12 protein-coding genes are annotated in these 15,866 nt (G+C 59.5%); 11 read left to right on the top strand and 1 reads right to left on the bottom strand.

What is annotated here, in order from left to right; genetic code table 11:
• Positions 1-45 precede the first annotated feature (45 nt).
• From ndk to BS300_RS02840, 10 genes are all read left to right on the top strand, one after another.
• Complete coding sequence (gene ndk, locus BS300_RS02885) at positions 46-474, top strand: nucleoside-diphosphate kinase (RefSeq protein ID WP_041207423.1); 429 nt, start codon at positions 46-48, stop codon at positions 472-474.
• A gap of 168 nt (positions 475-642) precedes the next feature.
• Complete coding sequence (locus tag BS300_RS02880) at positions 643-1,746, top strand: bifunctional tRNA (adenosine(37)-C2)-methyltransferase TrmG/ribosomal RNA large subunit methyltransferase RlmN (protein WP_033114506.1); 1,104 nt, start codon at positions 643-645, stop codon at positions 1,744-1,746.
• Between the two features lie 11 nt (positions 1,747-1,757).
• Positions 1,758-2,549: a PilW family type IVa pilus biogenesis/stability lipoprotein TapF gene (tapF, locus tag BS300_RS02875; protein ID WP_143241688.1), complete on the top strand. Its 792-nt coding sequence runs from the start codon at positions 1,758-1,760 to the stop codon at positions 2,547-2,549.
• A complete protein-coding gene (gene rodZ, locus BS300_RS02870; protein ID WP_071910648.1) occupies positions 2,539-3,504 on the top strand; it encodes a cytoskeleton protein RodZ in 966 nt (321 codons plus the stop codon). The genes tapF and rodZ overlap by 11 nt, the downstream gene beginning before the upstream one ends.
• Before the next feature lie 10 nt (positions 3,505-3,514).
• Positions 3,515-4,630 carry a flavodoxin-dependent (E)-4-hydroxy-3-methylbut-2-enyl-diphosphate synthase gene (gene ispG, locus BS300_RS02865; RefSeq protein WP_033114509.1) on the top strand — a complete coding sequence of 372 codons (1,116 nt, stop codon included), beginning with the start codon at positions 3,515-3,517 and terminating at the stop codon, positions 4,628-4,630.
• 138 nt (positions 4,631-4,768) lie between these two features.
• Complete coding sequence (gene hisS / locus BS300_RS02860; protein WP_033114510.1) at positions 4,769-6,046, top strand: histidine--tRNA ligase; 1,278 nt, start codon at positions 4,769-4,771, stop codon at positions 6,044-6,046.
• A gap of 3 nt (positions 6,047-6,049) precedes the next feature.
• Entirely contained in the window at positions 6,050-6,700 is a 651-nt protein-coding gene (locus tag BS300_RS02855) for a tetratricopeptide repeat protein (protein ID WP_071910646.1), read from the top strand.
• Complete coding sequence (gene bamB, locus BS300_RS02850; protein ID WP_033114512.1) at positions 6,693-7,877, top strand: outer membrane protein assembly factor BamB; 1,185 nt, start codon at positions 6,693-6,695, stop codon at positions 7,875-7,877. Before BS300_RS02855 ends, bamB begins: the two co-directional genes overlap by 8 nt.
• Positions 7,878-7,951: 74 nt before the next feature.
• Positions 7,952-9,448 carry a ribosome biogenesis GTPase Der gene (gene der, locus BS300_RS02845; protein WP_071910644.1) on the top strand — a complete coding sequence of 499 codons (1,497 nt, stop codon included), beginning with the start codon at positions 7,952-7,954 and terminating at the stop codon, positions 9,446-9,448.
• 124 nt (positions 9,449-9,572) lie between these two features.
• The gene (locus BS300_RS02840) at positions 9,573-9,803 is read left to right on the top strand and encodes a zinc ribbon domain-containing protein (RefSeq protein WP_071910699.1); all 231 of its coding nucleotides are present in this window, start codon (positions 9,573-9,575) and stop codon (positions 9,801-9,803) included.
• Between the two features lie 360 nt (positions 9,804-10,163).
• Here the strand turns inward: BS300_RS02840 and mltF are convergent, their stop codons facing one another.
• On the bottom strand, positions 10,164-11,648 hold the full coding sequence (mltF, locus tag BS300_RS02830; RefSeq protein WP_071910640.1) for a membrane-bound lytic murein transglycosylase MltF: 1,485 nt from the start codon (positions 11,646-11,648) through the stop codon (positions 10,164-10,166).
• A gap of 148 nt (positions 11,649-11,796) precedes the next feature.
• Here mltF and purL point away from each other — a divergent pair, with 148 nt between their 5' ends.
• Entirely contained in the window at positions 11,797-15,702 is a 3,906-nt protein-coding gene (purL, locus tag BS300_RS02825; protein WP_071910638.1) for a phosphoribosylformylglycinamidine synthase, read from the top strand.
• Positions 15,703-15,866 lie beyond the last annotated feature (164 nt).

Raw genomic sequence — 15,866 nt, 5'->3', positions numbered from 1 at the left:
ACATGGATTCTAACAATAAAACACTGTAGTTAAGGAAAGATATCAATGGCCATCGAACGTACCTTCTCTATCGTCAAGCCGGATGCTGTCAGCAAGAACCTGATCGGTGCCATCTATAGCCGTTTCGAAAGCGCAGGCTTGAAGGTGGTGGCATCCAAAATGCTGCGGATGAGCAGCGAGCAGGCAGCCGGTTTCTATGCCGAACATCAGGGCAAGCCTTTTTATGACGCACTGGTCAGCTTCATGACTTCCGGCCCCGTTATGGTACAGGTGCTGGAAGGGGAAGATGCCATCCGTCGCAACCGTGAAATCATGGGCGCAACCAACCCGAAAGAGGCACTGGCCGGTACCCTGCGTGCCTGCTACGCCGAGAGCATCGATCGCAACGCCGTGCACGGCTCCGATGCACCGGCTTCCGCTGCCCGTGAAATTGCTTACTTCTTCTCTGACAACGAGATCTGCCCGCGCGGCTGATTTTCGTGGATGATGACCCAAGGGAGCCTCGGCTCCCTTTGTTGTTTTGGTCGTTCTGCCAATATCCCTCTATTCTCCAGGTGGAAAGCCGCACCCATAATTTGTACAATGCCGCCCCCTGACGTCGTCAGCCAATAATTGATTGAAGTGTTTGAACCGAGGCCATTGATGAGCGAAACAAAAATCAACCTGCTGGATCTTGATCGGGATGCCATGCGTGCCTTCTTCGTCGAACTGGGCGAGAAGCCGTTCCGGGCAGATCAGGTCATGAAGTGGATCTATCACTTTGGTTGTGATGATTTCGATCAGATGACCAACGTCAACAAGGTGCTCAAGGAGCGCCTGAAGGCGATCGCCGAGATCAAGGCGCCCGAGATCAGCCGCGAGCAGCGATCTTCCGATGGCACCATCAAGTGGGCGCTGCAGGTGGGCGATCAGGAAGTAGAGACTGTCTACATCCCGGAAGATGATCGTGCGACCCTCTGCGTCTCCTCCCAAGTGGGCTGTGCGCTGGAGTGCAAGTTCTGCTCCACGGCTCAGCAAGGTTTCAACCGCAACCTGAAAGTATCCGAGATCATCGGTCAGGTGTGGCGTGCTGCACGTGTCGTGGGGGGCAAGCGCCCCATCACCAACGTGGTGATGATGGGGATGGGTGAGCCGCTGCTCAACCTCGCCAACGTGGTGCCGGCCATGCGCCTGATGATGGATGACTACGGCTTTGGCATCTCCAAGCGCCGCGTCACCATCTCCACCTCCGGTGTGGTGCCGGCGCTCGACATGCTGGGCGACCAGATCGACGTGGCGCTGGCCATCTCTCTGCACGCACCGAACGACAAGTTGCGCTCTGAGATCATGCCGATCAACGACAAGTACAACATCGAGGCCTTCCTCGCGGCGGTTCGTCGCTATCTGGGCAAATCCAATGCCAACGGCGGCCGGGTGACCGTCGAGTATGTGCTGCTCGATCATATCAATGACGATATGCAGCATGCCCACGAGCTGGCCAAGGTACTCAAGGATACCCCGAGCAAGATCAACCTGATCCCGTTCAACCCCTTCCCGGGCAACCCCTACGGCAAGCCGAGCAACAGCCGTATCGATCGCTTCTCCAAGGTGCTGATGGAGTACGGTTTCACTGTGATCGTTCGCAAGACCCGTGGTGACGATATCGATGCTGCTTGCGGCCAGCTGGTGGGCGACGTGATTGACCGCACCAAGCGCACCATCAAAAATCGGATGCAACAGGATGGGATTTCCGTCAAAATGGTTTAATTGCTAAGCCATTGTATAGACAGGGAATGGATACACGTACATTGATGGTAGTGGCAGCGCTTAGTGCGCTGCCAGGTTGTGTGACCGAGACCACTTACGCTGGCCAGAATTCCACCCAGCGTGAGTCGGGGCCCGATCTGAAGGCTGCGGCCCAGACCCGCATCGATCTCGGTATTCAATATCTGCAGCAGGGCAATGCCGAACAGGCCAAGTTCAATCTTGATCGCGCCCTCAAATATGACCCCTCCAATCCAGCGGTTCAGATCGGCTTCGCCTATTTCTATCAACAGGTCGGTGATTTCAAGGCGGCAGAGACCAGCTACAAGAACGCCCTGGCCATGGATCCGTCCAATGCTGACGCAATGAACAACTATGGCGCCTTTTTGTGTGACCGCGGCCGCTATGACGAGGCAGACAAGGCGTTCAACCAGGCTGTTATTCAGCCAGGTTACGTGAAAATTGCCGATACCTATGAAAATGCGGCACTTTGCGCCCAGCAAAATCATAGAAATGATAAAGCAAGCGAGTACTATCGCTTGGCCTTGGGGTATAATCCCCGCAACCCAAGGTTATTGCTGGACTTGGCCGAGCTTTCCATGAAAGATGGCAAGCTGCCTGATGTGCAGTCCTACCTCGCCCGTTTCACAGAAGTGTCAGACGAGAACGAGGACAGTCTCTGGTTGAGATTGCGGCTGGCACAGGCAATGGACAAACCGGCATTACTCCACCAATTCGGGAATGAGCTGGTAAGGCAATATCCCACTTCGCAACAAGCCAAGCGTTATTTAGCCAATGACTACTGAACAGCAACACGATTTTCAAGACGACATCCAGGCAGTGGGCCCAGGCCAGCTGCTGCGCAACGCCCGTGAACAGCTCGGCTGGACCCGGGAACAGGTTGCGTCCCGCATTCACCTTCGTCTGACCCTGATTGCCGCTATCGAATCGGATACATACGACAAGCATACGTCTCATACCTTTATCCGGGGCTATCTGCGCACCTACGCCAAGCTGGTGGGGATCCCGGAGGAGACCATTCTTGCCGCCTACGACAAGCTGGGGCTGACCCCGCCCGACAATATCGACATGCAGAGCTTCTCGCGCCGTTCCCGTCAGCAGGCGAGCGATAACCGTCTGAAAGTCGTGACCTGGCTGGTGATCCTGGTGCTGATTGCGCTCTCTGTTGCTTGGTGGTGGCAGAGCACGACCCGCCGCTCCGCCGGTGATGAGGCGCTGGCCGCGACCGAAATGAGCACAACCGCAGCGCCAACTGCCGACACCGCAACCGTTGCGGTGGCCAATGATGCAACTGCGCCGGCTCAGGATGTCTCTGCCGCGGCAGCTACCATCGTTGCCCCGACTACTGCTGTTTCCGACGCGGCTGCCACCCTGGCTCCGGCTTCTGCTGCCGTGGCGTTGACCGACGCCAGCGGCGCCGTCAGCACGGTGGCTGATGTTGCCGCCTCCGGTGCCACTGCGACCGAATCTGAAGAGACTGCGGTTGATCCGGCAACTGCGCCGCAACTCAAGATGAGCTTTACCGCCGACTGCTGGCTGGATGTGAAGGATGCCAAGGGCAAGACTCTCTTCAGCGGTCTGAAGAAGGCAAATGACGAGCTGGTACTGGAAGGTGCCGAGCCCCTGAAGTTCATCATTGGCGCGCCGATGGCGGTCAAGCTCGACTACAAGGGCAAATCCTTTGATATGAGCCGTTACAACAACGGCCGTACTGCCCGCTTCTCACTGCCGCAGGAGTAATCTGTTCGTCATGTCCGCACACGAATCTCCCATTATTCGTCGTAAATCACGGCAGATCATGGTTGGCAATGTACCGGTAGGGGGCGATGCCCCCATTACGGTGCAGACCATGACTAACACCAAAACCACCGATGTCGCCGCCACTGTCGAGCAGATCCAGCGGATTGAGCGGGTAGGTGCCGATATCGTCCGGGTTTCCGTGCCCACCATGGAAGCAGCGGAAGCGTTCAAGCTGATCAAACAGCAGACTCGCATCCCCATCGTTGCCGATATCCATTTTGACTATCGCATCGCCCTGAAAGTGGCCGAGTATGGCGCTGACTGCCTGCGTATCAATCCGGGCAACATCGGCAACGAGCAGCGTGTGCGCTCTGTTGTCGATTGCGCACGCGACCTCAATATCCCGATCCGCATCGGGGTCAATGGCGGGTCGCTCGAGAAGGATATTCAGGAGAAGTATGGCGAGCCGACCCCGGAGGCACTGGTGGAGTCCGCCATGCGTCACGTCGAGTATCTCGATCGCCTCGATTTCCAGAACTTCAAGGTGAGCGTCAAGGCGTCCGATGTATTCCTCGCCGTGGGCGCCTATCGCCTGCTGGCCAAGCAGATTGAGCAGCCGCTCCATCTGGGCATTACCGAAGCGGGCGGTTTCCGTGCCGGTGCGGTGAAGTCCTCCATTGGTCTTGGCATGCTGCTGGCTGATGGCATCGGCGACACCCTGCGCATCTCGCTGGCGGCTGATCCGGTAGAGGAAGTGAAGGTCGGTTTCGACATCCTCAAATCCCTGCGGATCCGCTCTCGTGGCATCAATTTCATCGCTTGCCCCTCCTGTTCCCGTCAGGAGTTCGACGTCATTGGCACTGTCAATGCGCTGGAAGAGCGGCTCGAAGACATCATCACCCCGATGGATGTCTCCATCATCGGCTGTGTGGTGAACGGGCCGGGCGAAGCGCTGGTTTCCGATCTGGGTCTTGCCGGTGCGGCCAACAAGAGTGCCTTCTACGAAGGAGGCCAGCGGGTTGACCGGCTCGACAACAAGGATCTCATCCCGACCCTTGAGCGCCGCATTCGTGCCCGCGCCGCCATGCTGGACCCGGTTAACCGGATCCTGGTGGACAAGGATTGAACGGACAGGGGCCACTTCGGGTGGCCCTCTTTCCAGGTGACTGATTTTACACCCCGCTTGCGGATTCCCTGATTTTACCTCGGGGGTGAAAATCCCTATAATGCGGCCAAATTTTACCTCTTTTTCTCGAGTATCAACGTGGCAAAACAGATCCAAGCTATTCGCGGTATGAATGATTGCCTGCCGGAGCAGAGCCCGGTATGGCAGAAGGTTGAACAGATCCTGCGCCAGGTCGTTGCCAGCTATGGCTACAGCGAAGTGCGCATGCCGATTGTCGAGCAGACCCATCTGTTCAAGCGCGCCATCGGTGAAGTGACCGACGTGGTCGAAAAAGAGATGTACACCTTTGAAGATCGCAATGGCGACAGCCTGAGCCTGCGTCCGGAAGGGACTGCCAGCTGCGTCCGCGCCGGTATCGAACACGGCCTGCTCTACAATCAGGAGCGCCGGATGTGGTATATGGGCCCCATGTTCCGTCACGAGCGTCCCCAGAAGGGCCGCTATCGCCAGTTCCACCAGTTTGGTGTCGAGCTGTTTGGCATCAACGGGCCGGATATCGACGCCGAGCTCATCATGCTGACCAACCGCCTGTGGCGTCTGTTCGGTATCAGCGAGCATGTGACTCTGCAGCTCAACACCTTGGGTCAGAGCGCCGAGCGTGCCGCTTACCGTGATGCGCTGGTTGCCTATCTGGAGCAGTACAAGGATCAGCTGGACGAAGAGAGCCAGCGCCGCATGTACAGCAACCCGCTGCGAGTGCTCGACTCCAAGGACGAGAAAGTGCAGGCCGTGCTGGTCGGTGCACCCCGTCTGTTCGACCATCTGGGCGAAGAGAGTCTGGCTCACTTTGAGGGGCTCAAGCGCCTGCTCGACTCTGCCGGCATCAAGTACGAAGTGAACGAGCGTCTGGTGCGTGGCCTCGACTATTACAACCTCACCGTATTCGAGTGGGTGACCAACAGCCTGGGTGCCCAGGGCACCGTCTGTGCCGGTGGCCGCTATGACGGTCTGGTGGAGCAGTTGGGTGGTCAGCCGACGCCTGCGGTCGGTTTTGCCATGGGCATGGAGCGTCTGGTGCTGATGCTGGAGACCCTTGAGCTCAACGGCGACATTCGCCCGGCAGTTGATGTCTATCTGGCGATGGTGGGCGAGGGGACCGAGCAGGCTGGCTTCCAGCTGGCCGAGCGTCTGCGTGATGCGCTGCCGGATTTGCGCCTGATGAGCCACTGCGGCGGCGGCAACTTCAAGAAACAACTCAAGCGTGCCGACAAGAGCGGCGCGTCCATCGCCCTGATCCTTGGTGAGACCGAGGTGCAAAACGGGGAGATCACTATCAAATATCTGCGTGGTCAGGCCGAGCAACAGACCGTCAAGGTTGACGCCGCCATTGCCCTGCTGGCAGCCAAAGGAGAGTAAGCTGTGGAAGTTTATACCACCGAAGAACAACAGGTTGAGGTTATCAAGGAGTGGTGGAAAGAGAACGGGACTTCGGTGATCGCCGGTACCGTGATCGGTCTGGTCGGCCTGTTTGGCTGGCGCTACTACAACCAGTACCAGCAACAGACCATGGAGGCATCCTCCCATGCCTACAACCAGGTGATTACCCAGCTGGCTAAAGGCGATGCCGCCGGTTTCGAGCAGGCAGCGCAGTTTGTCTCCGCCAACAAGGGCGACTCCTATGGCGAGCTGGCCGCGCTGCAACTGGCCGCCGCCGCCGTCAAGGCCGGCAAGCTGGATCTGGCTGCCGAGCAGCTGACCCAGGTGGCCACCAGTGGTGACGAGAGCATTCGTCCCATCGCTGCACTGCGTCTGGCTCGCGTATTGAGCGATCAGGGCAAGGCAGATGACGCGCTGGCCCAGCTTGGCAAGATCAATAGCGACGCCTTCAAGGCCCAGGTGGCCGAAGTGCGCGGTGACATCCTGCAAAAGCAGGGCAAGATTGAGGAGGCTCGCGATGCCTATCAGGCAGCGGCCGATGCCGGCGGCCTGCAGGGCAGTCAGGAGCTCAAGTTGAAGATGGACGATCTGGCCCTGCCGGCCATGACCACGGGTGAGGCACCGGATGCGTAATCTATTCAAAATGGTAGCGCTGGGGGCTGCGGTCTCCTTCGCCCTGCAGGGCTGCTCCCTGTTCAGCTCGGAAGAGGACTTGAACCCCATGGCACCGCTGCCCAAGGTTGAATCCGCTTTCAGTGCCGATACCGAGTGGTCTTCCACCGTCGGTGACGGCATCGGTGACTTCTACTCCCAGCTCAAGCCGGCAGTGGAAGATGAGCGCATCTATGCCGCTGCGCGCGATGGCGATGTCACCGCCTTCGACCGTGCCAGTGGCGATCGCCTCTGGACTGTCGATCTGGCCGACCTGCCGGTCAACGCCGACAAGCGCAGCGCTCGTCTCTCCGGCGGTCTGGTCTCCCGTTACGGCAAGCTGTTCCTCGGCTCCGAGAACGGGGTGGTCTACGCCCTGAACGAAGAGAACGGCGAAGTGCTGTGGCAGACCAATGTGCCCGGTGAAGTGGTCGCCAGCCCTGCGGTTGAAGATGGTCGCGTGGTGGTACTGACCACCTCCGGTCGCCTGATTGCGCTCGACACCGACGAAGGCAAGATGCAGTGGACGCTCTCCGAAGAGCAGCCACCGCTGACCCTGCGCAGTGCCGGTGCCCCGGTGATCACCAATGGCGCCGTCATCTATGGCCGCGCCGATGGCAAGGTTGGCATCGCGCTGCTGAGCAACGGCCAGCCGGTGCGTCAATCCAAGGTGGCCGACCCGCGCGGTGCTACCGAGCTTGACCGCATGGTGGACGTCGATGCCAGCCCGCTGATTGCCGGTGATGAGCTCTACGCCATCGCCTACAATGGCCAGTTGATGGCGCGCAAGCTGATGAGCGGCGATGAAGTGTGGAAGCGCAAGTATTCCGGCTATCGCGATCTCGCTATCACCGGCAACGCCATCGTGCTGACCGACAGTCGCAGCCACCTGTTTGCCATCGACCGTCGCAATGGTCTGGAGCTGTGGTCCAACACCCAGCTGGAGAATCGTACCGTCACTGCACCTGTCATCTTCGGTGACTATGTGGTGGTGGGTGATGTGGAAGGATACCTGTACTGGCTTGATCGTACCGACGGTACCATCAAGGCGATGCAGCAGCTCGACAGCAGTGGTCTGTATGCCGCCCCGCTTGTGGATGGTGACACCCTGTATGTGCAGAGCCGTGGCGGCAAGCTGTACGCACTAAAGCGTCCTTGATCGTCCGTTAATTTGAATATCCGGCTCCTGGTCTTCGGACCCGGAGCCTTTGTCGTCTTGAGAATGAGGCTTTTATGACTCCTGTTGTTGCCCTGGTGGGCCGCCCCAATGTGGGGAAATCCACCCTGTTTAACCGCCTGACCCGTACCCGGGATGCCCTGGTTGCCGACTTCCCCGGCCTGACCCGGGACCGCAAATATGGCCAGGCGAAGCTGGGCGAGCTGGAATTTATCGTGGTCGATACCGGCGGTATCGATGGCACCGAGGAGGGGATCGAGCTGAAGATGGCCGAGCAGTCCCTGCTGGCCATCGAAGAAGCCGATGTGGTGCTGTTCATGGTGGATGCTCGTGCCGGTTTGACTGCTGCGGATCAGGCCATCGCCGAGCACCTGCGCAAGACTCACAAGAAGGTGTTTCTGGTCGCCAACAAGACCGACGGCATCGACGGTGACTCTGCCGTTTCCGAGTTTTACGGTCTGGCGCTGGGTGAGGTTTACCAGATGGCGGCTGCCCACGGTCGCGGCGTATTGAGCCTGCTGGAGCTGGCACTGGCTCCTCACCTGGAGACGCTGGTCGAAGCCGCTGGTGGCGAAGAGGCGCAGGACGAGGAAGAAGAGGACTTCGACGAAGAAGCCCTGCTGCGCATGGTGGCTGCCGGTGAACTCGATACCAAAGAGGACACCAAGGAGACGCCGTTCGCCGATCTGCCCATCAAGTTCGCCATCGTCGGTCGCCCCAACGTCGGCAAATCAACCCTGACCAACCGTATGCTGGGTGAAGATCGGGTCATCGTCTATGACATGCCGGGCACCACCCGTGACTCCGTCTACATCCCGATGGAGCGTGACGAGCAGAAGTACGTCATCATCGATACCGCCGGCGTGCGTCGTCGTGGCAAGGTACACGAGACTGTGGAGAAGTTCTCCGTCATCAAGACCCTCAAGGCCATCGAAGATGCCAACGTTTGCCTGCTGGTGATCGACGCTCAGGAGACCATCACCGATCAGGACTTGAGCATCCTTGGCTTTGTGCTCAACACCGGCCGCTCCGTGGTGCTGGTGGTGAACAAGTGGGATGGTCTGGATCAGAAGGTGAAAGAGGATGTGAAGAACGAGCTGGATCGTCGCTTGGGCTTCATCGACTTTGCTCGCGTTCACTTCATCTCCGCCCTGCACGGCAGCGGTGTTGGCCACCTGTTTGAATCCATTCAGGAGGCTTACCAGTCCGCCACCCGCCGTACCAGCACCGCCATGCTGACCCGCATCATGCAGATGGCACAGGAAGATCACCAGCCGCCCATGGTCAATGGTCGCCGCGTCAAGCTCAAGTATGCTCACGCCGGTGGTTACAACCCGCCGCGGATCGTGATCCACGGCAACCAGCTCAACGATCTGCCGGACTCCTACAAGCGGTATCTGATCAACTACTTCCGCAAGTCCCTCAAGATCATGGGCTCACCGATCCGGGTCGAGTTCCAGGAGTCGGTCAACCCGTTTGAAGGCAAGAAGAATACCCTGACCCTGAGTCAGGAGCGCCAGCGCAAACGGCTGCTGAAGATGAAGAAGAAATAAGCCCTGGCGGCTGCCCTCACCGGCAGCCGCTTTGTTATCCTCGTCATGTCAAGGTGTGGAGCAAGGGGAGGAGGATCTGCCATGGAGCCAGACCATGGCAGATCCACTTTTCGAGGAGTTGATTATGGAAGCCCTGCTTTGTCCGTCCTGCCAGAGTGAACTGGATACCCGCAGCAAGGAGCAAACTTGCGGTAACTGCAAGGCCATTGTGCGGGTCACTGCACTTTGCCCCACCTGCCATCAGGAGCTGGAGCGCCTCAAGGCGTGCGGTGCGGTCGATTACTTCTGCAATCACTGCAACTCGCTGGTCTCCAAACGCTCGGTGCAATTTAGCGCCGACATCCAGCAAGCCTGAGAAATCCAGAGCATAAAAAACCCGGCTAATGCCGAGTTTATGCTGTGTGCTCTGCGATAAGCAGTGTATAGGATCGGTTTCTGCGCCACAGGTTGCGCTTGATGTCATTAAGCTTGAGTTTGCGTCTGGGGCTCCAGCTGCACTTTGCTTTTCTGACCAGACTGATTTTTCTACGTTTTTGCATCTTGGTCTCCTCCCAACTCAGGTGGCCATCCGGGCCTTGGGTCATTGATGGAGCCCATCCGAAATTGCTGTTATTTAATCTCTCAACATAATGAAAACAATGCGATTTCGGATAGGCTCCGATGTAATTCGATGGTAACAGAGAAGTTTGCGTGAAAACAGTCGAATAATGGTTTGTTAGCGCATGGTGATCTGATTGACCACTTCGGCGATGACGGTAGGGTGCTCCGCCAGCTCAGGTTCGCTGGCGTTGTCGATGTTTTCGCGCTGCTGCGCTCGTTGCTTCTCGTTGTCGAGCCAGAGCAGGCTCTGGTAATACTGGCGCACGTTGTTGACGTAGTTGCGCGCCTCGCCACCACGGGCATAGCCGTAGCGTACCTTGCGATGCCAGCGCGCCTGCTGCAGCAGCGGCAGCACCTCTTTCACGTCGCCCCAGGCATCCGGGTTCTTGCCCAGATCCTTGGTGAGGCGACGGGCATCCATCATGTGGCCGTAGCCAATGTTGTAGGCGGTGAGGGCAAACCACACCTTCTCGTCATCAGGCACCGAGTCGGGCACCTTCTCCATCATCTGCTGCAGATAGAGGGCTCCGCCCTTGATGCTCTCTTCCGGATGGAGCCGGTCATTGACCCCCATCGCCTTGGCGGTGGGTTCGGTCAGCATCATCATGCCGCGCACGCCGGTGTAGGAGCGGGCCTGCGGATCCCAGTGGGATTCCTGATAGCTGATAGCGGCCAGCAGTCGCCAGTCGATGTTCTTGGCATGGTTCTGGAACAGCGACTGGTATTTGGGCAACAGACTCTTGGCCCGCTGCAGGAAGGTGCGGGTATCGACGAAATCGAAGTTCTGCACGTGGCCGAAGTACTTCTCGTCGAGTTTGGCAATGGCGCCATCCATGAAGCGTTGGCCAAAGAAGTCGATGACGCTGGCATAGAGGCTGTCATCGGGCAGCTTGCTCATGGCCCAGGCGACGGTCTGCTTCTGGGCCAGGGTCAGCCCCTCGGTGAGCTCCGGGTAGTAGCGCTGGCTGCGGGCCAGCACAGTGTCCTGCACCACCGTGTAGTCAATCTTGCCTTCGACCACCTGTCTCAGCAGATCTTCCAGATCGGCGCTGTTGCTGACGCTCCAGTTGAGGTCAGGATTGCTCTTGCTGAGCTCCTTGAGCAGATCTTCACCGGTCGAACCAGCAGCCACCACCAGCTTGCCCTTGATATCATCGAGAGAGTCCGGTTTTGGCTTGCCGTTGCGATAAACCAGTTTGGGGGAAACCTGATAGAAGCCCGGTCCGAAGCGAAACAGCTGGCGCCGCTCCGGGGTGACCATGATGGCGGCCGCAGCCAGATCGAGTTTGCCTTTCTTGAGCAGGTTTACCAGTTCATCCGAACTGTTAACCGGCACTATGGTGAGTTTGACCCCCAGCCAGTCGGCATAGTTTTTCGCCAGCTCGTAATCGAACCCCTGGGCGGTGTCGTCACGCTGGTAATAGGAGGTGGGGCCATAGATGGTGCCAACCCGGATCTCGCCCCTTTGGCGGATCTGCTCCAGCTGGCTGGAGGGGGTGTAGAAGTCACAACCGACCAAGGTCAGCAGCAACGTCAGCCCGATAAATAGTCGAAAAATGCAGCGCAAGTAGGTGAGTACCTTTGTTGAAAAAATCGGCATTTGTCAAAAAAGAAGCACCTTTATACCAGAGAGTGTGCGCCGAGTCACACTACACAAAACGAGAAAAACGTTTGTCCGCTGTGAGCCAGCTCCCTATAATACGCGCGTCTCAATTCCCCCCACTTCAAAACTTGGTGAGAAAGGTCATATGGATATCTTGCGTGGTGCCCCTGCACTGTCTGAGTTTCGTGTCCAAAAACTGCTGCAGCGATTTGCGCAGATGAAACAGGAGAGAGGAGTAGAGATAGAGGATGTCTATGCCGAATACGTGCACTTTGCCGAGCTTTCGAGCCCGCTGTCGCCCCCGGAGCGAGCGACCTTGGGCCAGCTTCTGCGCTACGGCCCGACTATCCCCGAACACACCCCCAGCGGTCAGCTGTTTCTCGTTACCCCCCGCCCCGGCACTATCTCCCCCTGGTCTTCCAAAGCAACCGACATCGCCCACAACTGCGGCCTGAACAAGGTCAAGCGGCTGGAGCGCGGCATTGCCTATTACGTGCAGGCCAAGGGTGAGCTGAGCGCCACCCAGCGTGCCGATGTGGCGGCCGTGCTGCACGATCGCATGATGGAGACGGTGTTTGCCGACATGGAAGCGGCGAGTGCCCTGTTTGCCCACCACGAACCACGCCCCTTCACCCAGGTGGATGTGCTGGGCGGTGGTCGGGCAGCCTTGGCAGATGCCAATGTGGCGCTGGGTCTGGCGCTGGCCGACGACGAAATTGACTATCTGGTGGAGAATTTCACCAGGCTGGGTCGCAACCCCAACGACATCGAGCTCTATATGTTTGCCCAGGCAAACTCCGAGCACTGTCGCCACAAGATCTTCAACGCCGATTGGACCATCGACGGTGAGCAGCAACCCAAGTCGCTGTTCAAGATGATCAAGAACACCTTCGAGCAGACGCCGGATCATGTCCTCTCTGCCTATAAAGACAACGCTGCGGTGATGGAAGGGAGCCAGGGTGGCCGCTTCTTCCCGAGCCCGGCCAGCGGCGAGTACCAGTATCATCAGGAGCAAGTCGACATCCTGATGAAGGTGGAGACCCACAACCACCCGACCGCCATCTCCCCCTTCCCGGGGGCGGCCACCGGCTCCGGCGGCGAGATCCGCGACGAGGGTGCCACCGGTCGCGGTGCCAAACCCAAGGCGGGTCTGGTCGGTTTCTCCGTCTCCAACCTGCGCATCCCCGGCTTTGAGCAGCCCTGGGAGCAGGATTTTGGCAAACCGAGCCGCATCGTCAGCGCGTTTGACATCATGCAGGAGGGGCCGCTCGGTGGTGCCGCCTTCAACAACGAGTTCGGCCGTCCGGCCATTCTCGGTTACTTCCGTACCTTCGAAGAGGAGGTGCCGAGCCACAACGGCGTCGAGGTGCGTGGCTACCACAAACCCATCATGCTGGCGGGCGGTATCGGCAATATCCGCACCGAGCATGTCCAGAAAGGGGAGATCCCGGTAGGGGCGGCCCTCATCGTGCTGGGTGGCCCGGCGATGAACATCGGTCTGGGCGGCGGCGCGGCTTCCTCCATGGCTTCCGGCCAGTCGGCCGAAGATCTCGACTTTGCCTCGGTGCAGCGTGACAACCCCGAGATGGAGCGCCGGTGTCAGGAGGTGATTGACCACTGCTGGCAACTGGGGGACGACAACCCCATCGTCTTCATCCACGACGTGGGGGCGGGCGGTCTCTCCAACGCCATGCCGGAGCTGGTGAGTGATGGCGATCGCGGCGGTCGCTTCGACCTGCGTGCCATCCCGAACGACGAGCCGGGCATGAGCCCGCTCGAGATCTGGTGCAACGAATCCCAGGAGCGTTACGTGCTGGCAGTGGCCAAGGAGAAGCTGCCGCTTTTCAAGGCGCTGTGCGAGCGCGAGCGCGCACCCTATGCCGTCATCGGTACTGCCACCGAAGAGAAGCACCTGACGCTCTCCGATCAGCATTTTGACAACCACCCCATCGATTTGCCGCTGGATGTGCTGCTGGGCAAGACCCCCAAGATGCATCGCGATGTTGCAAGCCTGCCTGCCCAAGGCAAAGCGCTCCAACTCGATGGCATCACCCTGGGCGAAGCTGCCGAGCGGGTGCTGCGTCTACCGACCGTGGCGGAGAAGTCCTTCCTTATCACCATCGGCGATCGCAGCGTGACCGGTCTGGTCAACCGCGACCAGATGGTTGGCCCCTGGCAGATCCCGGTGGCCGATTGTGCCGTGACCGCTGCTACCTACGACAGCTACCACGGTGAAGCCATGTCCATGGGCGAGCGCACCCCGGTGGCGCTGCTCTCCCACGCAGCCTCCGCTCGCATGGCGGTGGCGGAAGCACTCACCAACCTGGCACCGGCTCACATCGGTTCCCTCAAGCGGGTCAAGCTCTCCGCCAACTGGATGGCCGCCGCCGGTCACCCGGGTGAAGATGCCGGCCTCTATGAGGCGGTCAAAGCGGTGGGCGAGGAGCTCTGCCCGGCCCTTGGCATCACCATTCCGGTGGGTAAGGACTCCATGTCCATGAAGACCCGATGGCAGCAGGATGGCAAGGAGCAGAGCGTCACTTCGCCGCTCTCCCTGCTCATCTCGGCGTTTGCCCGGGTTGAGGACGTGCGCAACACCGTCACGCCGCAGCTGCGTACCGATCTCGGTGAGACCGACCTTATCCTCATCGACCTTGGCAACGGCAAGCAGCGCCTCGGTGCCTCGGCGCTGGCTCAGGTCTATCGCCAGCTGGGTGACAAGGCGCCGGATCTGGACAATCCGGTCCAGCTCAAAGGCTTCTTCAACGCCATTCAGGCGCTGGTGGCCGATCGCAAGCTGATCGCCTATCACGACCGTTCTGACGGCGGCCTGTTCGTGACCCTGACCGAGATGGCGTTTGCCGGTCACTGCGGTCTCGACATCCAGCTCGATCGCATCGGCGGCGAGCTGCTGCCTGCGCTTTTTAACGAGGAGCTGGGCGCCGTCATTCAGGTGCGCCGCGAAGATAAAGAGGCGGTGATGACCCTGCTGGCCGGCCACGGTCTGGCGGCTTGTTCTCACGTGCTCGGTACCGTGCGCGAGGGGGATCTCATCACCCTGCAGCGGGGCGGTCAGGAGGTCTATCGCGCCAGCCGCACTGCACTTCGCACCATTTGGGGCGAGACCAGCTGGCAGATGCAGCGCCTGCGCGATAACCCCGAGTGCGCGGATCAGGAGCATGCTGCTCGTCAGGACGCCACCGATCCGGGTCTGCAGGCCAAGCTCAGCTTCAACCCGGCCGAAGATGTGGCCGCACCTTACATTGCCCGTGGGGTCTCCCCCCGTCTGGCGGTGCTGCGCGAGCAGGGTGTCAACTCCCACGTGGAGATGGCGGCGGCGTTTGACCGTGCCGGCTTTGCTGCAGTGGATGTCCATATGAGCGACATCCTCTCCGGCCGTATCAAGCTGGAGGAGTTCCAGAGCCTGGTGGCCTGTGGCGGTTTCTCCTACGGTGACGTGCTGGGCGCGGGCGAAGGCTGGGCCAAGTCCATTCTGTTCAACGACAACGCTCGCGAGCAGTTCCAGCGCTTCTTCGAGCGTGGCGATACCTTGTCGCTGGGCGTGTGTAACGGTTGCCAAATGATGTCCAACCTGCGGGATCTCATCCCGGGCGCCGCTCTGTGGCCGCGCTTTGTGCGCAACCGCTCCGAGCGCTTCGAGGCTCGCTTCAGTCTGGTGCAGGTACAGGAGTCACCGTCGGCCTTCTTCGCCGGCATGGCGGGCTCGGTGATGCCGATTGCCGTCTCCCACGGGGAAGGGCGTGTCGAGGTGCGCGATGCTGCTCACCTGAACGCACTGCAAACCAGCGGGCTGGTGGGGCTGCGCTTTGTCGACAACCGCGGCAGCGTGACCGAGCAGTACCCGGCCAACCCGAATGGCTCGCCGGACGGCATCACCGCCGTGACTACCACCGACGGTCGCGCCACCATCATGATGCCGCACCCGGAGCGGGTGTTCCGCACCGTGGCCAACTCCTGGCACCCTGACAACTGGGGTGAGGACGGTGCTTGGATGCGGATGTTCCGCAACGCCCGGGTTCGTCTGGGTTAATAGAGATGGCGCTAACGCGTAACAACAGAAACCGGCCAATTGGCCGGTTTTTTTATGGAGCAACTGAGTGGGTTAGGCAAGCGAGGTGGCCAGTCAGCCAATGGCTTTGTCGCAGCGTATGTTGATGAGGGAGAGAGTTGATCCATGCTCTGCAAATGGGTTCG

It is taken from the genome of Aeromonas sp. SCS5 (genome assembly GCF_001887375.1).
GTDB classification, from domain to species: Bacteria; Pseudomonadota; Gammaproteobacteria; order Enterobacterales; family Aeromonadaceae; genus Aeromonas; species Aeromonas jandaei.
Note: the sequence above shows the minus strand (reverse complement) of the source record. Positions and strands in the feature narration are given on the sequence as shown.

Bases quoted from the DNA above. Each gene is read 5' to 3' on its own strand.
- ndk (WP_041207423.1), top strand. From the start codon at position 46: ATGGCCATCGAACGTACCTTCTCTATCGTCAAGCCGGATGCTGTCAGC.
- BS300_RS02880 (WP_033114506.1), top strand. From the start codon at position 643: ATGAGCGAAACAAAAATCAACCTGCTGGATCTTGATCGGGATGCCATG.
- rodZ (WP_071910648.1), top strand. From the start codon at position 2,539: ATGACTACTGAACAGCAACACGATTTTCAAGACGACATCCAGGCAGTG.
- ispG (WP_033114509.1), top strand. From the start codon at position 3,515: ATGTCCGCACACGAATCTCCCATTATTCGTCGTAAATCACGGCAGATC.
- bamB (WP_033114512.1), top strand. From the start codon at position 6,693: ATGCGTAATCTATTCAAAATGGTAGCGCTGGGGGCTGCGGTCTCCTTC.
- der (WP_071910644.1), top strand. From the start codon at position 7,952: ATGACTCCTGTTGTTGCCCTGGTGGGCCGCCCCAATGTGGGGAAATCC.
- BS300_RS02840 (WP_071910699.1), top strand. From the start codon at position 9,573: ATGGAAGCCCTGCTTTGTCCGTCCTGCCAGAGTGAACTGGATACCCGC.
- mltF (WP_071910640.1), bottom strand. From the start codon at position 11,648: ATGCCGATTTTTTCAACAAAGGTACTCACCTACTTGCGCTGCATTTTT.
- purL (WP_071910638.1), top strand. From the start codon at position 11,797: ATGGATATCTTGCGTGGTGCCCCTGCACTGTCTGAGTTTCGTGTCCAA.